Below are 18162 nucleotides of genomic sequence, written 5' to 3'. Positions count from 1 at the left end.
ATGTTCCGGGAGGCGGTGGGGTCAGGTGGGACCGTCGCCCAGGCGCAGGGTTTCAAACTCGTTCGCCGGAACCGCCCGGGAGAACAGGAAGCCCTGGGCATAGTCACATCCGATCTGACGCAGCAGGTCGCGCTGCAGTTCGGTTTCGACCCCTTCGGCCACCACCTTCAGGCCGAGCTTGTGGGCCATCACGACGATCGCCTCGCAGAGGGCGAAGTCGGCGCCTTCGGGGGCCAGGTTGCGGGTGAAGGACTGGTCGATCTTGAGGATGTCGATGTCGAACTTCTTGAGGTAGGACAGGGATGAGTAACCGGTGCCGAAATCGTCGATGGCCACGCCGATGCCTGCATCGCGGAAGCGCAGCAGGGTGTCGCGGATGCCCGGGTCGGTGCCCATCAGCAGGCCTTCGGTGATCTCGATCACCAGGCTGCTGCCGGGCAGGCCCGCCGCCTGCAGGGTGTCGATCCAGCGCAGGAAGGTGTGCTCGCCGGAATTGAACTGTACGGGCGAGATGTTGATGCTGACCTGGAAGTCCGGGCCGAGGATGCCACGCCAGCGCAGGGTCTGGTGCAGGACCTGTTCGAAGACCCATTCGCCCAGTTCGTGGATGGTGCCGGTGTCCTCGGCGATGGGGATGAAGGTGGCCGGGCTGACGAAGCCCTGGGTGGCATGCTTCCAGCGGATCAGGGCTTCGGCCTTGGTGATGCGGCCGCTGTCCAGTTCGACGATGGGCTGGTAGTACACCTCCATCTGACCGGCGTCCAGGGCCCGCCGCAGTTCGCCGGCCAGACGCACGCGCATCTCGGCGCTTTCCTGCAGGGCCCGGGTGAAGAAGCGGAAGCAGCCGCGTCCCGCATCCTTGGCCAGGTACATGGCCTGATCGGCGTGCTTGATGAGTTCGCTGATGCTGGTGCCGTCGGCAGGGTAGATGGCGATGCCGATGCTGGCCGAGACGAAGTGCTCGCTGCCGTTGAGGTCGAAGGGGGCCGAGAGCTGGTCGATCACGTCCTGGGCGATGCGCCCGATATCGGTGCCCCCATGGAGTTCCGACAGGATCACCATGAACTCGTCGCCACCCAGCCGCGCCACCGTATCGTAATCGCGCACGCTCTGACGGATGCGGCTGGCCGCTTCGACGAGGAGCAGATCGCCGGCCTCGTGGCCCTGGGTTTCATTTACCTCCTTGAAGCGGTCCAGGTCGATGAAGAGCAGGCCGATCACCGTTTCGTCCCGCTGGGCCTTCTTGATCTCCCGCTCCAGGCGGTCGTTGAAGAGACGCCGGTTGGGTAGCTGGGTGAGGTGGTCGTAGTTGGCCTGGGTCCAGATCAGGTTGTCGGCCTTCTTCTTCTCGGTGATGTCGGAGAACAGGATGACCCGCCGGTGCACGCCGTCGTCGCGGAAAACGGTGCTCACGGTGATCCAGGCAATGAAGTTGCTCCCGTCGGCCCGCCGGCTGCATATTTCGCCCTGCCAGCGGCCGCTGGAGCGGACCGCGGCCCACAATTCCCGGTAAGAGTCCTCGTCGAGTTGATCGCACTGGAGCAGCCGCGGCTCCCGCCCGGCCATGTCGCCATGGCGATATCCGGTGATTTCGCAGAACGCCGGGTTGATCGTCAGGACGCGGTTCTCGGCGTCGGTGATCATGACCGCTTCGGACGTGTTGGCGAAGACCGTGGCGGCGAGGTGCAGCTGCTCTTCGGCCATGACCCGTTCGGTCACATCCCGGTTGGTGCCGCGGGTACCCAGAAAGCGGCCACGTGCGTCGATCACCGGCTGGCACATGTGTTCGATCCAGCGCTCGGAGCCGTCGCGGGCGCGGATGCGGAAGGGGGTGAGGCGATGGCCGCCCGGGGTGACCACCTTTTCGTCGTGTCCCAGCCAGATGGGCAGATCTTCCGGATGGATGATCTTGCGCATCAGGTCCGGGTCGCCGATGAAGTCCACCGGGCCGTAGCCCGAGACGTCCTGACAGGCGGGCGAGATGTAAAGGTAATAGCCGTGGGGGTCCACCCAGTATTCCCAGTTGGGCGAGTACTCGGCCAGGATGCGATATTTCTCCTTGCTCTCGGCAAGGGCTTCGTTGGCCTCCTGGATGGAGGCCATGCGCTCGTCCACCAGGTCTTCGAGGGAGCGCTGCAGGCGGCTCAGGTCCAGGTGGGTGCGCACCCGGGCGCGGACTTCGTCAATGTCGAAGGGCTTGGTGATGTAGTCGGCGGCGCCAATGGAAAAGCCCTGGACCTTGTCCACCACGCTGTCCACCACGGTGACGAAGATCACCGGGATGCGGCTGCCCACGGGGCTGCTCTTGATGCGGCGGCAAACTTCGTAGCCATCCATCTCCGGCATGATGATGTCAAGCAACACCAGGTCCGGCGGGCTGCTGCCGGTTGCCAGTTCCACGGCCCTGCTGCCATTGGGGGCCACCATGATGCGGTATTCGTCCTGCAGGGCGGCGGCCAGGCCGTGGAGGTTTTCGGGGATGTCGTCCACCAGCAGCAGGGCGGGTTTGTCCTGGCGCAGCAGGGCTTCGGCACCCAGCCCGACCGCACTGCGGCGGCGGTGGCGGCGCAGTTCCAGCTGGTTGTTGACGCGCAGCAGGAGCAGTTCGGGGTTGATCGGTTTGGTCACATAGTCGGCTGCACCCAGGCGCAGCCCGACCGCCTCGTCGGCGGTTTCGGCCAGGGCGGTGACGAAGATCACCGGGATGTCCGCGGTGACCGGGTCGGACTTGAGCCGGTGCAGGACTTCGTAGCCGTCCATCCCGGGCATGCGGATGTCGAGCAGGATCAGGTCGGGTACCGGCTGGCGCGCGGCCAGTTCCAGCGCCTTGGGACCGTTGGTGGCGACGATGATGGCAAAGTCGTTGCGGAGGATGCCAACCAGGATGTGCAGGTTCTCGCTGACGTCATCGACGACGAGAATCCGTGGCTTGGTCTTGTCCGGTGTGGGGGTGTCGCTCATGTTGGTCCGACCAGTTGCGTTTTCAGGTCATTCAGCAGTGCCAGTGCTTCGTCAATCTCGAACAGGTCGATCTTCTCGGCCACATTCCGCACCTGCGTCTCCAGGGGGCTTTCGGCGATGCCGCCGCGTAGTTCGGCGAGGGTCGCCTGGGCCGCGCCGAGGTCGGTCTCCAGTTGCGCCATCAGGCGCGTCACATGGAGGGCGATCTCGGGGTCGCTGAGGGCCGTGCCCGTGTTGTGCACTGCCCGGGCGGGCGCCTCCAGGCTGTCGATGTCGTTCATGACCTGGCCGAGCAGCGTGCGCATTTCTTCCAGGGATTCGGGCTCGGGCCGGCTCATCTGCTTGAGTTGGGCGTCCAGGGTGGCAATGCAGGCAAACAGTGCGTCGGCCCCGATATTGCCACAGACGCCCTTGAGGGCGTGGCAGTACTCTTCGGCAGGCCGCAAGGCCCCTTCGGCGAGCAGATTTGTGAGCTTCTCGACCGCATCGCCGTAACGGGCCCGGAAGCGCCGTAGCTGCTTGCGGTACGCCTCGGCATCGCCACCGATGCGGTGTATGGCGCGGGCGGTATCAAGGTTTGCGAGCGCGTGCAGATCATCGGGCAGGGAGTCAGGAAGCCCGCCCGGCGCGGCCGGGGCGACGGTGATGCTCAGCCAGTGGGCCAGGGCGGCCTGCAGGCGTTCGGGTGAAACGGGCTTGGTGATGTGGTCGTTCATGCCCGCGGCCAGGCTCTGTTGTTCGTCCCGGGCCATTGCCAGGGCGGTCATGGCGATGATCGGCAGCGTGCGGAAGCGTTCGCCTCCGGCCCGCTTGCCGAGGGCGCGGATGCGGCGGCTGGCTTCCAGCCCGTCCATCACCGGCATGTGGATGTCCATCAACACCGCGTCGTAGTTGCGCGCTTGCACCAGGGCCAGCGCCTCCTGGCCGTTCTCGGCGCAATCCACCACGGTGTTCATGCGATGCAGGAGTTCGGTGGCGAATTCCCGGTTGATCTCATTGTCCTCGACCAGCAGCAGGCGTGCACCGTGGAGGTCGCAGATGCCCCCGCGCGGGGTATCGCCTTTCTGTTCGAACAGGCGGCCGCGGCCAAGGCAGGTGAGCAGGGTGTCGAGCAGGATGGACGGTGACACGGGCTTGACCAGCAGGCCCGCGACGCCCGCCTGTTCGGCGGCGCGGATGACGTCCTGCCTCCCGTAGGCCGTCACCATGACCACTTTCGGCTTGGGCTGGATGGCGGGATTGGCATGGATGCGCCGGATGACTTCGTCCCCGTTCATGGGGGGCATGCGCCAGTCCATCAGGACGACGTCGAAGGGCTTCACGCTCTTGTCCTGAAGCATGCTCATGGCGCTGGCGCCATTGGAGGCGACGGCCGGCTCCAGGCCGAAGAAGCGCAACATCTCGGCCAGGATTTCACGGGACACTTCGTTGTCGTCCACGACCAGCACGCGGATGTCCTTGAGAAGAGGCCCTGCTTGCTCGACCAGCTGACGGGGATCGGTGCGCGCTTCCCGTGCGACCCGGAGGCGTACCGTGCAACACACGGTGGTGCCCTTGCCTGGCGAAGACTCCTCGATCCACAGGCGTCCGCCCATCAGCTCGGCCAGGTGCTTGCTGATGGCCAGCCCCAGGCCGGTGCCGCCAAAGCGGCGGGTGGTGGTCTGATCGGCCTGGGTGAACTTCTGGAACAGGCGCTGCACCACTTCGGGCGTCATGCCGATGCCGGTGTCGCGCACGGAGAAGTGCAGCACCATTTCATCCTCGGTGCTCGACAGGCAGTGGAAGGCGAGCTCGACCTCGCCCTTCTCGGTGAACTTGATCGCGTTGTTGCACAGGTTGAGCATGACCTGGCCGAGGCGCAGGGGGTCGCCCACCAGGACCGGCGGAAGGTTCACATCGTAGCGGATCAGGAATTCGATGCCCTTCTGTTCGGCCAGCAGGCCGATGGAATCCTTGAGCTGCTCCAGCACACTGTCCAGGCCGAATTCGATGGACTCGATCTCGAGCTTGCCGGCCTCGATCTTCGAGAAGTCGAGGATGTCGTTGATGATGCCGAGCAGGGAGTGGGCAGCGCCCTGGGCTTTTGACAGATAGTTGTGGAGGCTGGGGCTCAGTTCGGCGTTGAGGGCCAGGTAGAGCATGCCGATGATGGCGTTCATCGGTGTTCGGATTTCATGGCTCATGGTGGCCAGGAAATCCGACTTCATGCGGGAGGCTTCCTCCGCCAGGGTTTTGGCGCGGATCATCTCCTCCAGCGCATCCCGTTCGGCTGTGATGTCTTCGATGACACCCACCATGCCCCGATCCGGATCGCCCGGGTCGATCACCCGGCGCGACAGGCGCACCCAGAAGCGATGGCCGTCCCTGGCCCGCACGGGCATGTCGCGGCGCAGGGTTTCGCCGCGGGCGAGCCTGTCGGCGTCGCCGCCATCGAGTTCCGCCGCGGGGTCATCCGGATCGGCGAGCCAGATGCGGGCGGGTTGCCCGATCTGCTCACCGGGGGGGTAGCCGAATAGCTCGTCCAGGCGCCGGTTGCTGTGCACGATGAGACCGCCGCGGAGAAGGACGATGCCGACGCTGGCCGAGTCGAACAGGGCCTGCAGTTCGGCGGTACGTTCGGCCACGCGCTGTTCAAGGCGCTCGTTGGTGGCTTTCAGTTCGCTCTCGTTGTCGGACAGGCGTCGATTGGTGGTGAGCAGGGCCTGATTGCGATCCTCGATGGCCTCCAGCATGCCGTTGAAGACCGCCACCAGGGTGCCGATCTCATCCTTGCTCTCGGCCGCAGCACGGACGCTGTAGTCCTTGCTGACGGCGATGGTCTGCATGGTGTGCGTCAGGCGTTCGATGGGGCCCGAGACGATGCGTTGCCAGCGGGTGGCCACCATCAGGGTAAGTGCCGCCGTGACGGCGGCAATCAGGCCAGCAAAGAGCAGGAAGTTCCGCCATAGCAGGTCGAGCTCCCGGAAGCTGGCGCGGATGAATACGGTACCGATGGCCGTGCCGCCTTCCATCACCGGCTCCCGCAGATGCAGGTACCCGTCCACCACGTCGGCCTGGCTGCCCCCAGCCTGCATGGCGGGAAAGCTGAAGGCACTTTCCTCGCCGCTGTCGTAGCGGGCAAACACCTTCCCTTCGGCGTCATAGAGACAGGCGGCGGTGACCGGCCGCTTGACCTTGAGGGCGCCGAGGGTCTCGATGGCGACCTTGTCGTCGTTGAAGATCAGGGCCGCGGTGCTGCGGTCGGCGACGATGCGGGCGAGGGATGAGAGGTCGCGCACCAGCTCTTCCTTGACCCGCATCCGCTCGTAGATGATGAAGCCGGTGGCCTGGATCAGCAGTGCCGCCAGGCTGGTGATGACGATGATCATCACCAGCTTGGTCTTGATCTGCATGCCGTCGAAGAAGCTGCGCATGGCCGTTGGGGTCAGGGCACGGTCCGCGCCAGCTCAAGGAGCTTGGCGCTGATCCGCAGGTTGGCGCTGCGGGCCGCATCGGGGTTGATCTCGAGCTTGATCTTGCCGCCCTCCGGGTAGAGTCCGACGATGCCCCCGCCACGGGCAAAGCCGTCCTGGTCGCTGACCGTCAGCACGGCCTGCCCGCGTAGCCTGGCCTGCAGCTCGGGCCAGCGCCGGTCGGGGCGCCCCAGATAGAGCACCTGGCACTGGGATGGGTCGAAACTGCCATCGTTGTCGACCTTCAGGGCGCGGTCCTTGATCTGCTTGCCGGCCAGGTCACCAAGCAACAGGGTGACGCCATCGCTTCCCGCCACGCACAGGTGCAGCGTGTCGGCGGGGAGGTTCGGCCACTCCACGAACTTGATGATGTGAAAGACATAGGCGGCCTTGATCTTCGCTTCGAGTTCGCCCGGAGGTGCCGCATGGAGGGGCATCACGCCGGCGACCAGAAAGGCGAGCCCGCACCGACGCAGGCGGAGCAGGAAGGAGGGGCCGGTGCGCGGTGCCTGGTGCTTCATCGCTGCGGGCGTATGGTGTCGCTCAGTAGCGGACGTCCACACCGACAAAGGCGTTGAAACCGGGGTCGCGGAAATCGAAGGGCATGCGGTATTGCCGGTCGGTCAGGTTGTTCAGATCCAGGGTGAGGCGGACCTCATGGCGCATATTGTGGATCAGATTCGTGTAAAGGCGTGCATTGACCAGCCCAAAGTGCCCGAAGGCCTGGCGGCCGCCTCGGGAGGTGCTGTCATAGTAGCGCCCGATCCAGTGGTAGTAGGCCGAAGCGTGGATGTTGCCGGGAAGGCGCAGGGATAGGCCGGCATTGGCCAGCTCGGCGGGTGCAAAGGGGATCTCGGTACCATCGTGGTCGGCGCTGCTCGGATCCTTGACGCGGGTGTGGGTCCGGGTCAGATTGGCAAAGAGGCTGAAGTCCGGCGAGGGTGCATAGCGGGCATCCAGTTCGAAGCCCAGGGCACGGGCGCTGCCGGCGTTTTCGGAGCGAACCTGGGACGGGGCGGCATTGACGATGTTGGTGACGATGGCGTCGCCAATGGTGTTGAGGAAGCCGCGCACATCGACGGCCAGCGCGCGGGTGGGCTGCCAGGCCATGCCCAGGTCGCGGCCAATGCCGCTTTCGGGCCGGAGCCCGGGGTTGGGCAGCTCGCCGCTGGTGGCCGGCGACGAAACCGTGCCGCCGATCTGCTTGGCTGCCGGCGCCATGAAGCTGGAGCCGGCGTTGGCGTAGAAGGCCAGCTCGGGCGCCATGTTGTAGCGGGTGCCCAGGCTCCACAGGTTCTTGCTCCAGCGCGCGGAGGTCGTGGCCGGGATATTGCCGCCGAGCAGGCCATAGTCGTGTTCGAGGGTGTTGCGCCGCACGCCGCCGCGCACGATCCACTGTTCGAGCTGGATTTTCTCCTGGATGAAATAGCCGGTGGAGCGGGCCTGGGCGCGATTCTCCGCCGTGACCCCGGCGGCCGGCCGGCGGACGTCGGTTTCGTAGTCTACCCATTGGGCGTCCACGCCCAGCGTGAGCAAGGCCCCCTGGCCATGGCGATGGCTGAGGGTCAGATCGAGGGGGCGGATCGTCTGGCGGGTGTTCTCGTTGTTCACGAGCGCCAGACTGGCGGGAAAGGCATCGTTGGCGAAATTGCGATCGTAGCGCCGCTCCCCGTACTTGAGCTGGAGATGCCAGTCGGTGGCGAAGGTGTTGTTGTAAGCGAGGTTGAGCGTGTCGTAATGGTGTCCGAAATCCCGGTTGGGGCGGCCCATGTTGCCCTGATGGAAGGTGTGCTGGTAATACAAGGACAGGGTGTGGTCCGGTCGGTCGAGGGCTTGGTTGAGCTTGAGGAAGAACTTGTCCTTCTCATAGCGCGGCGACTGGGTGGTCTGCAGCCATGAGCCGGGCAGGCCGTAGGGTGTGTAGTCGCTGCGCTCGTGCCCGGCGCTCAGGATGTAGCTGAGCTGGCCGGTCTTGCCCTGGGTGTAGGCACTGCCGCCAAAGGTGGCCCAGGCGCCTGCGCCCGCGCTGAAACGGGTCAGCGGTGTGTCGATCCGGTCCTTGAGGACGAAGTTGGTGGTGCCGGCCAGGGGGGTCTGGTTGCCCACGAAATCCATCGACAGGTAGTTGGAATACAGTACCGAGGCCGGCCCCTTGTGAACCTCGACGCGCTCGATGGCGGCGCTGTCGAGGCTCATGGCGTCGACAAAGGCATCAATGGGCAGGCCGTCAAGGAGGTAACTGTTGTACTTGGGGCCCAGCCCGGCGTAAGACCCCCAGTTGGCGTCGTTGCGCGACAGGACGTTCACGAACTGCCCCGAGGTGTGGCGCATCAGCTCGGCGAGGTTGCGGTTGGGGGTGGGCAGGCGCTCGATTTCCTCGCTGCGCAGGACGACAATGCGCTGGGTCACCGTATCGGCGGATTGCCCCAGCTTGGTGTCCGTCACCACCAGATTGCCCAGTTGTTCGAGGCTGGTGACCTCCACAAAGCCGGCCAGGGGCAGGTTCTCGATGGCTGCCGCGTCCCGCGATACCGGGTTTGCCGACGCGAGGGTGGGCATCACGAGCAGGGCGGGGGCGATTCGACGGAATATCATCCTTGCGTACACGGCCTGCAAAAGGCATTCGGGAGGTTGGAAAACGTCGCGAAACAAAATGTGACAATGATTTCCAAATCTTATCTGGGTATGAAATGAAGATCAAACCAAGGCCCTTGCGTTTTCTGGCGGCCATCGGAGCAGCCTGCTGGCTCGCGACTCCCTCCCAGGCGATGGGTGCCAACGGGTTGCCCGCCTGCTTTGGCGAGGTTCAGCCCCTGGCCGTGTCCAGTCAGATGCCCTACGCGCTGGTGACGGTGGATGGGCGTCAGGGCTATTTCGTGCTTGATTTCGGCGCCACCTTCAGCACCATCGTGCCCCAGGCCTTCTTCGGTCAGCAGAAGCCCCGGCCTGCGCCCGGTACCGTCGACCGCTACGACGACTTCAGTTTCTTCGGCTCTTGGGGGCAGGTGCGCCTGCCCCCGGGGGGGCAGACCGGGCTGCTCGGCAGCGTGCCCCAGGCCGGAATCATCGGGACCGATTTCCTGGCGTCCCACATCTACACCGTGGACTACGCCGAGGGTCGCCTCCATCGCGCCCGGCAGGGGGCCTTCTGTGCCGACGATGCACTGGAGGCAGCCGGTTTCCTGGCCCTGAGTACCCGTGACTACTATGCCGACAGCACGGGACGACTCAGCTGCCCACGGGCAGGCAGCCCGGCTTGCCCCAACGTTCCCGCGGTGCCGATCCGCATCGGCCCGGTGGAGGCCGTGGCCCAGCTGGACACCGGCTATGACGACGGTGCCCAGCCCCTCTCGGTGAATATCAACGTGGCGCTTTTCGAGGCCCTGGGCCGGGCGGGCATCCGCCTTCAGCCGCGGCCGGAGATCTCCCTGCAGCTCACAACCTGCCAGCCTGGCGTGAGCGAAGCGGTGGATGCCTGGCGCCTGCAGCCGGGGGTGGCACTGGGCTTCGTGGGGCCGTCGGGTCGGGTGGTGCGCAGCGAGCCCGACGTGACCCTCTTTGTCAAACGCACGCCACCGGCAGCCCGGGTGTGCGGGGGTATCGGCACCTGGCCGCAGCCGGCCGCCCAGCTGGGAGCGTCCTTTTTTGCCTCCGGGGCGCTGGTCGTCGATCCCTTCTCGGCAAGGGTGTGGTTCCGCGTTCCGGCGGCGCTCTCTTCCCCGCTGCGAGGCCGGCCATGACACGCAAACGGATCAAGACCTGGCAGTGGATCCTGATCGCCGTGGCCCTGATGTTCGTCGTCGACTGGGCCATCAAACGGCCCGATTCCCGGGCACGGGGCCTCAATGCCGTCCTCGAGGCCACCGCCAGCCCCGCGCTGAAAGCCTATCCCTACCCCTTCCGGGTGTTGCGCGTGAACGAAGATGGCATGGCCGTGATGGGCACGCCGCGCAACTTTGATGTGCCGGCGCGGCGGGTGATCGCCGCCCTCTACCCCGACATCGATGTAAGCAATGCCAACAACCCGGCCTTCGTGGAAGCCCAGCAGACCCTCGCCGCGCGGCAGTCCGAGGCGCGCGCCATCGTCGAAGCCCAGCCCGGCATCAAGGGCGTCAAGTGGGAGCTCGACCGGGCATGGCTGGGTGCCCGGGGCATTGAGCTGCCGCCGCCCTAGTGGGCGGGACGTCTGTGGGCGCCGCGGGTCAACCCATGGCCATATGGCTGGCGCACAGGCCGGCAAGCGTCGCCAGGCCCCGGTCGATGTCGGCCTCACCGGCATGGCTGAAGTTGAGGCGCAGGGTGCCGGTGGCGGCCGGATCGTCGGGGTAAAAGGCCTCGCCGGGCATGAAGGCCACGCCCGCATCAATGGCCAGGGGCAGCAAGGCGCGGGTGTCGATGGGCTGATGCAGTTTGAGCCAGAAGAACAGCCCGCCGGCCGGGGTGTCCCAGCTTGCCAGGCCGCCAAAATGGCGTGTCAGCGCGGCGGCAAAGACATCGCGCTTATGGCGGTAGACGTCCACCAGGCGGGCCATCCGCGCCGGGCGTCCGGAGGCGGTCAGTTGCTGCAGCACCAGCCACTGGCTGAGGCGGTTGCTGTGCAGGTCGGCGGCCTGCTTGAGGCGCACCAGATAGGTGAAGAACTCCGGCGACGCGGCCAGGAAGCCCAGGCGCAGGCCCGGCGCCAGGCTCTTGGAGAAGGAGCCCTGGTAGATCCACGGGCTGCCCTGCAGGTGGGTGACCACCGGGCGGCGCTCGCAGGTGTCGTACACCAGGTCACGGTAGGGGTCGTCCTCGAACAGGGGCACGCCGGCCTCATCGCAGGTTCTCGCCAGGGCTTCCCGCTCGGCGGTGCTGTAGCAGCGGCCGGTGGGGTTCTGGAAGGTGGGGATGGCGTAGGCAAAGGCCGGCCGGCTGTGGCCAAATCCGCTTGTGCCCAGCGTCTCCGGCGTGAAGGAGGCAAAGCGGGCGCCGAAGAAGCGGAACACCTGCAGGGCGGCCAGGTAGGTGGGGGACTCCACTGCCACCGGTGTGCCCGGGTCGATGAAGAGCTTGCCCACCAGGTCAATGCCCTGCTGGGAGCCCGACAACACCAGCACCCGCTCCGGGCCACAGTCGAGACCGAGGGTGGAGAGTTCATCGGCGATGCGCTCGCGCAGGCGGGGATCGCCCTCGGTGGGGCCATACTGCAGGGCCGAGTCGGGGGCGGCCAGGCCGAAGTCGGGGAAGGTCTCGACGGCCGGCAGCCCGCCGGCAAAGGAGATCATGCCGGGCCGGTCGACCACCGCCAGAATTTCCCGGATCGGCGACGGGTGCAGGTCGTGCACCCGGGCGGAAAGGGAGAGGGGAAGGCTGGTGGTGGATCGGGTCGGCATGGGGGTTCTCCTGATTGTTTGAAGAAAATAAAGTCAATAACATTGACCTATATAAATCGTGCATCCATCCAACAATAAAGTCAACATGATTGACCTAAATCGCCAGGTCCGACTGCGTGAGGCCATTGAGCTGTTCTTCCACGCCTATCGGGCCTTCACCGCCCCGCCCGACCGCATCCTCGAAGCCCGCGGCCTGGGGCGGGTGCATCACCGCATCCTGTATTTCGTCGCCCGCAGCCCGGGCACCACGGTCACCGCCCTGCTGGGTGTGCTGGGCGTCAGCAAGCAGGCCCTCAACGGGCCCCTGCGCCAGTTGGTGGAGGCGGGCCTGGTGGGCACCGCCACCGGCACCCACGACAAGCGCAGCAAGCTTCTGAGCCTGACCGAGGCCGGCTCCGCCCTGGAGGCCGAGCTTTCCGGCACCCAGATGGCCCTGCTGGAGGAGGTCTTCACCGCCGCCGGCCCCGACGCCGAGCAGGCCTGGCGGGCGCTCATGGGGAAGCTCTGCGGCCCCGGGTAGGGCGCAGGTTCGCGGCTCTCTTGTGGGGTCGAATTCATTCGACCTCAGTGCGCTGGGTCATCGGCCTGCCTTTGATCGGAGTCCGCGGTCGAATGAATTGACTATGTTCGCGTTAGGTATGTAAACCCTGCCCCTGGCAGGCACGCCGGGCTCGGTGAGCCTTGCCGTCCGGGGTGGAAGCGCTTTCCAGGCTTTATCCGAATGTCGTTGAGTCCCTCTCTTCGACCTTGAACCGGTGAGCGCTTACGGACGGCTTTCCGTTTTACTACGTCACATTGGCCGGGGACTCGCCCCCGGCGGGCGACCTTCTTCTTTGTTGTACGACAAAGAAGAAGGCAAGAAAACGTACCCCGCTGTCGCGCCCCCTTCGGGGGTTCCCTCCCTCCGGCGATGCCGGGCGGGGTCTTCGCAAACTCGCCCTTCGGGCTCAAACATGCGAAGCCCTTTTTCCGCCCGTCATCACCTCCAGTCGGCACGCCAGAGGGGAGAGGAAATGCAGGTGATCAACGGCCAGCGCCCGACTCAAGTTCCGCAGGGGCTCGGTGTATCCGAAAAGCCCGTTCCGACCCGCCGAGCAGCGCAGCAGCGGGCGGGGAAGTCCGGCGCGGCTGTCTGAGCCCGAAGGGCGAGTTCCGCGCCGGCCGCCTGCTGGGAGCAGCGCATGGGAGTCATTCGCGTAGCGAATGACCGGGGTGGCCGGGTCGCCTTTCTTGCCTTCTTCTTTGGCGAAGCAAAGAAGAAGGTCGCCCGCCGGGGCGAATTCCCGGCCGATGTAACGCCACGCAACGGAAAGCCCGTAAGCAAGAGCTCAAGCCTTACCTGTCGAAGCGAAAGCGCTTTCCACATTTAACGCGAACATAGCCAATGAATTCGACCCCACGGCTCCTCCAGCCGCCCGTGGCGCGGTATCGGTAAGGCGCTTGCCGGCCAGGCCTTCTTGATGCCCATCAATGCTCCGACGGAGGCGTCGCCCTACTGTGGCGCCGTCTTCCGAAGGAGCCTGCGATGGACCGATCCCTGCTGATTCACGTCACCGTCCTGCTTGGCCTGACGGCCCTGGCGGTCACGTCCGCGCCTGCCGCCGAGCCCGACTCCGCCCGCCAGAAAGACCTCATCCACCTGGTCCGGCAGGACTGCGGCTCGTGCCACGGCATGCGCCTGGCCGGTGGCCTCGGGCCGTCGCTGCTACCCGAGAAGCTGGCCGACTGGCCGGATGACTCCCTCGTCGCCACCATCCTCCATGGCCGCCCCGGCACCGCCATGCCCGGCTGGCAGCGCTTCATGGATGAGGCCGAGGCCGGCTGGATCGTCGCCCGCCTCAAGCAGGGCTTCCCGGCCCTTCCCTGACCATGCGCGCCCTCCTGATTGCCGCATCCCTCGCCCTCGGCCTGTCCGCCTGCGTCACCACGCCTTCCGATACGCTGCGCGGTACCGGCGACCTGGGCGTGGTCATCGAACGCGCTGCCGGCCGCGTGCAGGTGGTGGAACACAGCCAGCGCACGTCCCTTGGCACCGTCGAAGGCTTGGGCGACCTGTCCCACGCCCACGTCACCTTCTCCCGCGACGGGCGCTACGCCTACGTCTTCGGCCGTGACGGCGGGCTCACCAAGGTGGATCTGCTGACCCGCCGCATCGACCGGCGCATCATCCAGGCCGGCAACTCCATCGGCGGCTCCATCTCCCAGGACGGCCGCCTGATCGTGGCCCAGAACTACGAGCCCGGCGGCATCAAGGCCTTCGATGCCGACACCCTCGAACTGCTCGCCGACGTGCCCGCCGAGTACGCCCCGGGCAAGTTCTCCCGGGTGGTCGGGCTGGCCGACATCCCCGGCCAGCGCTTCGTCTATGCCCTGTTCGACGCCAACGAGATCCGCGTCACCGACTTCACCGACCCGCGCAAGCCCGTCACCACCCGCTACCCGGCCGGCAAGCAGCCCTACGACGGCCTGGTGACGCCGGACGGGCGCTGGTTCCTGGCCGGCCTGTTCGGCGAGGACGGCATCTCCCTGCTCGACCTGTGGCAGCCCGAGGCCGGCGCCCGCAAGGTGCTCGCCGGCTACGGCCGCGGGGAGGAGAAGCTGCCGGTCTTCAAGATGCCCCACCTGCGCGGCTGGTCCATGGCCGCCGGCCAGGCCTGGCTGCCGGCCATTGGCCGCCACGCGGTCCTGGTGGCCGACGCCCGTAGCTGGCAGGAGGTGGCCCGGGTGCCGGTGAAGGGCCAGCCGGTGTTCGTGATGGCCCGCCCGGACGGCCGTCAGGTGTGGGTCAATTTCGCCTTTCCCGACAATGAATGGGTGCAGGTGATCGACACCATGGACAAGCGCGTGGTGCACACCTTCAGCCCCGGCAAGGCGGTACTGCACATGGAATTCACCCCGCGGGGCGAGGAAGTGTGGCTCTCCGCCCGGGACAGCAACCGGGTCACGGTGGTGGATACCGCCACCTTTGCCGTGCGCCGCGAGCTCCCGGCGGACGCGCCCTCCGGCATCTTCTTCACTGCGCGCGGCCAGCGCATCGGGTTCTGACATGCAGATCATGGATCAAGCCTCGCGCACGAATGAACTCGCCCGCACGGGGAGCGCGGTGCGGGCGGCCGATGCGCTCGACTTCCGTCTGCTCAACGACTTCCAGCGCGGCTTCCCGCTGGTGACCCACCCCTGGCACGTCCTCGCCGAAAGGCTGGACTGCTCCGCCACCGACGTCATGACTCGCCTGGCCTGCCTGCAGGATGCAGGCAAGATCAGCCGCGTCGGGCCGGTGTTTGCGCCCAATCGCATCGGCGCCAGCACCCTGGCAGCCATGGCCGTGCCGGAAGCCGAGCTGCCCCGGGTGGCCGCCCAGGTGAGCGCCTTCCCGGGCGTCAACCACAACTACCGGCGGGAGCACCGCTACAACCTTTGGTTTGTGGCCAGTGCCCCCGACGAGGCCGCCCTGGCGCGTCTGCTGGACTACGTGGGGGCCGCCACCGACTGTCCGGCCATTGCCCTGCCCCTGGTCGAGGAATACCACATCGACCTGGGCTTCGACCTGGCCAGCGGGCGGCGCACCCGCCATGCCATCAGCCCGGTGCAGCGTCAGTCCCTGACCCGCAGCGAATGGCAACTGATCGACCTGCTCCACAACGGCCTGCCCTGGGTGGAGCGGCCCTTCCAGGCCATGGGCGACGCGGCCGGGCTGGGGGAGAGCAGGGTGCTGACGACCCTGTCGCGCTGGCTCGCCGACGGTACCCTGCGCCGCTTCGGCGTGGTGGTGCGCCACCGGGAGCTGGGCTGGCGGGCCAACGCCATGTGCGTATGGCAGGTGCCCGAGGATCAGGTCAGCGCCTTTGGTCACGCACTCGCCGCCGAAGACGGCGTGAGCCTGTGCTACCGCCGCCGTACCACCCCCGATTGGCCCTACAACCTGTTCTGCATGATCCACGGCCAGGGCCGTGAAGCCGTCGAGGCCCGTCGTGCCACCCTGGCGGCCCAGGTGGGCCTCGCCGCCTTCCCCGCCGCGGTGCTGTTCTCCACCGACTGCTACAAGCAATGCGGCGCCCGCTACCAGGCCCCGCTGGAGCGGGCGGCATGAGCGCCGTCGCGCCCGTGATGGACGCCCTCGACCGGCGCATCATCAACGCCCTGCAGGGCGGCTTTCCCCTCTCCGACACGCCCTATCAGGACGTGGCCGAGGGCCTGGGTATCGACGAGGCAACGGTGCTCGCCCGCCTGCAGCGCCTGCTCGACACCGGGGTGCTGACGCGCTTCGGACCCATGTTCCAGATCGAGCGCCTGGGCGGGCGCTTCGTGCTGGCCGCCCAGGCCGTGCCGGAAGCGCGCTTCGAGGCGGTGACAGCCCTGGTCAATGCCTTCCCCGAAGTGGCCCACAACTACCGGCGTACCCACCGCCTCAACATGTGGTTCGTGCTCGCCACCGAGACCCCCGAGGCCATCGACGACGTGATCCGGCGCATCGAGGCGGTGACTGGCCTGCCGGTGTTCGCCTTTCCCAAGCGCCGGGAGTTCTTTGTGGACATGAGGCTGCAGGCATGACGACCCGCCCCTCCGACGACCTGGACCGCCGCCTGGTGCTGGCCACCCAGGCCGGCCTGCCCCTGGTGCCGCGGCCCTACGACGTGCTGGCCGAACAGCTGGGCATCAGCCCCGGCGAAGTCCGCGCCCGCCTCGCCGACATGCTCGACAACGGCCGCATCCGCCGCATCGGCGCGGTGCCCAATCACTACGCCCTGGGTTACACCGCCAACGGCATGTCGGTGTGGGACGTGCCGGACGAGCGCATCGTCGAACTGGGCGAAGCCGTCGGCCGCCTGCCCGGCGTGACTCACTGCTACGAACGGCCGCGCGCCCTGCCCGACTGGCCCTACAACCTCTTCGCCATGGTTCACGGCAAGGACCGGGAGAGCGTACTGGCCCAGGTGGAAGAAATCGCCACCCTGCTCGGCAGCGCCTGCCGGGGGCGGGACGTGCTGTTCTCGACGGCGATTCTGAAGAAGACGGGGCTGCGGATCGGCTAGGAAGCCGCACCCGCCATGCATCCCCCGGGGGACCGAAGCCATGAGGCGCAGCGCCTCGTGGCCAGGATCTTTGCTCCCTACTCTCAACCCCCCGCCGCTTCGATCTCCTCCGACAGCAGCAGCCACTGTTCCTCGTGGGTGTTGAGGCTGGCGTCCACCTGGGCCAGTTCGCGCCCCAGCTCGGCGATCCTGTCGGCAGCGGGGTTGGCGGAGAGCTGGGCTTCGAGGGTGTGCTTGCGGGTCTGCACGTCGAGGATGGTCTGCTCCAGCTTGCCCAGGTCGCGCTTGAGGCCCTTGAGTTTTTCGGGGCTGATGCGCGGGGCTGCAGGCGCGGGGGCTGGCGCCGGGGTGGCGGCGGGCTTGGGGCTCTTGAGGGCGGCCTTGAGGTCTTCCCGGGCGCGGCGGGCTTCCTCCAGCAGGTAGCGCTGGTAGTCGTCCAGGTCGCCGTCGAAGGGTTCGACGCCGCCGCGGGACACCAGCCAGAACTCGTCGCACACCGAACGCAGCAGGGCGCGGTCGTGGGAGACCAGCATCACCGTGCCCTCGAACTCGTTGAGGGCCATGGCCAGGGCTTCGCGGGTGGCCAGATCCAGGTGGTTGGTCGGCTCATCCATCAGCAGCAGGTTGGGGCGTTGCCACACCAGCATGCACAGCACCAGCCGGGCCTTTTCGCCGCCGCTCATGGTGCCGACGGCCTGCTTGACCATGTCGCCGCTGAAATTGAAGGTGCCCAGGAAGGTGCGCAAGTCCTGCTCGCGCCCGCTCTGCCCGGGGGGCAGGCCTTCGCGGGCCATGCGCACCATGTGTTCGAGCGGGTTGTCCTGGGGGCGCAGCACGTCGAGTTCCTGCTGGGCGAAGTAGCCGATACGCAGGCCCTTGCCTTCGGTGACGATGCCGGCGATGGGGGCCAGGTCGCGGGCCACCGTCTTCACCAGCGTGGACTTGCCCTGGCCGTTGGCGCCGAGGATGCCGATGCGCTGGCCGGCCATCACCGATTTGTTCACCCCGCGCACGATCACCGTGGGCGGGGTGCCGGCCGGAGCGTCCTCCGCCGGTGGGTAGCCGAAGCAGGCGTCCTCCATGGCCAGCATGGGGTTGGGCAGGTTGAGGGGTTCCTTGAACTCGAAGGTGAAGTCGGCGCTGGCCAGCACCGGGGCCAGGCGGTCCATGCGGTCCAGGGCCTTGACCCGGCTCTGGGCCTGCTTGGCCTTGCTGGCCTTGGCCTTGAAGCGGGCGATGAACTTCTGCAGGTGGGCGATCTTGTCCTGCTGCTTGGCGTAGGCGTTCTGCTGCAGCTCCATCTGCATCGCCCGGGTGTCTTCGAAGGTGGAGTAGTTGCCGCCG

14 protein-coding genes are annotated in these 18162 nt (G+C 66.8%); 8 read left to right on the top strand and 6 right to left on the bottom strand.

Annotation, left to right across the window (positions count from 1 at the left end; genetic code table 11):
- Positions 1-21: 21 nt before the first annotated feature.
- Genes J0L98_RS15285 through J0L98_RS15270 form a run of 4 tightly spaced genes read right to left on the bottom strand, consistent with a single transcriptional unit; the run spans position 22 to position 8972 of the window.
- On the bottom strand, positions 22-2961 hold the full coding sequence (locus tag J0L98_RS15285; RefSeq protein ID WP_296412641.1) for an EAL domain-containing protein: 2940 nt from the start codon (positions 2959-2961) through the stop codon (positions 22-24).
- Entirely contained in the window at positions 2958-6374 is a 3417-nt protein-coding gene (locus J0L98_RS15280; RefSeq protein WP_296412640.1) for a response regulator, read from the bottom strand. Before J0L98_RS15280 ends, J0L98_RS15285 begins: the two co-directional genes overlap by 4 nt.
- Positions 6375-6385: 11 nt before the next feature.
- A complete protein-coding gene (locus J0L98_RS15275) occupies positions 6386-6934 on the bottom strand; it encodes a YfiR family protein (RefSeq protein WP_296412639.1) in 549 nt (182 codons plus the stop codon).
- 22 nt (positions 6935-6956) lie between these two features.
- The gene (locus tag J0L98_RS15270) at positions 6957-8972 is read right to left on the bottom strand and encodes a TonB-dependent receptor (protein WP_296412638.1); all 2016 of its coding nucleotides are present in this window, start codon (positions 8970-8972) and stop codon (positions 6957-6959) included.
- A gap of 131 nt (positions 8973-9103) precedes the next feature.
- On the opposite strand from J0L98_RS15270, the gene J0L98_RS15265 reads away from it, so the two are divergent.
- Positions 9104-10153: a hypothetical protein gene (locus J0L98_RS15265; RefSeq protein WP_296412637.1), complete on the top strand. Its 1050-nt coding sequence runs from the start codon at positions 9104-9106 to the stop codon at positions 10151-10153.
- Positions 10150-10587, top strand: coding sequence for a hypothetical protein (locus J0L98_RS15260; RefSeq protein ID WP_296412636.1), 438 nt, complete (start codon positions 10150-10152; stop codon positions 10585-10587). Before J0L98_RS15265 ends, J0L98_RS15260 begins: the two co-directional genes overlap by 4 nt.
- 28 nt (positions 10588-10615) lie before the next feature.
- Here the strand turns inward: J0L98_RS15260 and J0L98_RS15255 are convergent, their stop codons facing one another.
- Positions 10616-11785 carry a PLP-dependent aminotransferase family protein gene (locus J0L98_RS15255; RefSeq protein ID WP_296412635.1) on the bottom strand — a complete coding sequence of 390 codons (1170 nt, stop codon included), beginning with the start codon at positions 11783-11785 and terminating at the stop codon, positions 10616-10618.
- A gap of 85 nt (positions 11786-11870) precedes the next feature.
- Between J0L98_RS15255 and J0L98_RS15250 the strand changes: the two genes are divergently transcribed.
- The 6 genes from J0L98_RS15250 (at position 11871) to J0L98_RS15225 (ending at position 16818) form a co-directional block, all read left to right on the top strand.
- Positions 11871-12305 (top strand): MarR family transcriptional regulator, encoded by a 435-nt coding sequence (locus J0L98_RS15250; protein WP_296412634.1) that lies wholly within the window; start codon positions 11871-11873, stop codon positions 12303-12305.
- A gap of 1005 nt (positions 12306-13310) precedes the next feature.
- A complete protein-coding gene (locus J0L98_RS15245) occupies positions 13311-13652 on the top strand; it encodes a cytochrome c (RefSeq protein ID WP_296412633.1) in 342 nt (113 codons plus the stop codon).
- A gap of 2 nt (positions 13653-13654) precedes the next feature.
- Entirely contained in the window at positions 13655-14830 is a 1176-nt protein-coding gene (locus J0L98_RS15240) for a cytochrome D1 domain-containing protein (RefSeq protein ID WP_296412632.1), read from the top strand.
- A 10-nt stretch (positions 14831-14840) separates the two neighbouring features.
- Positions 14841-15875 (top strand): Lrp/AsnC family transcriptional regulator, encoded by a 1035-nt coding sequence (locus J0L98_RS15235; protein WP_296412630.1) that lies wholly within the window; start codon positions 14841-14843, stop codon positions 15873-15875.
- Complete coding sequence (locus J0L98_RS15230; RefSeq protein WP_296412629.1) at positions 15872-16336, top strand: Lrp/AsnC family transcriptional regulator; 465 nt, start codon at positions 15872-15874, stop codon at positions 16334-16336. The genes J0L98_RS15235 and J0L98_RS15230 overlap by 4 nt, the downstream gene beginning before the upstream one ends.
- Complete coding sequence (locus tag J0L98_RS15225; protein WP_296412628.1) at positions 16333-16818, top strand: AsnC family transcriptional regulator; 486 nt, start codon at positions 16333-16335, stop codon at positions 16816-16818. The genes J0L98_RS15230 and J0L98_RS15225 overlap by 4 nt, the downstream gene beginning before the upstream one ends.
- Before the next feature lie 83 nt (positions 16819-16901).
- Here J0L98_RS15225 and J0L98_RS15220 read toward each other — a convergent pair.
- Positions 16902-18162: ATP-binding cassette domain-containing protein (locus tag J0L98_RS15220; protein WP_296412627.1), on the bottom strand; the 1261-nt coding region annotated here is incomplete at its 5' end.

This window comes from Zoogloea sp. (assembly GCF_017302315.1).
Classification (GTDB): domain Bacteria; phylum Pseudomonadota; class Gammaproteobacteria; order Burkholderiales; family Rhodocyclaceae; genus Zoogloea.
This window is presented reverse-complemented; position numbering and strand designations above follow the sequence as displayed.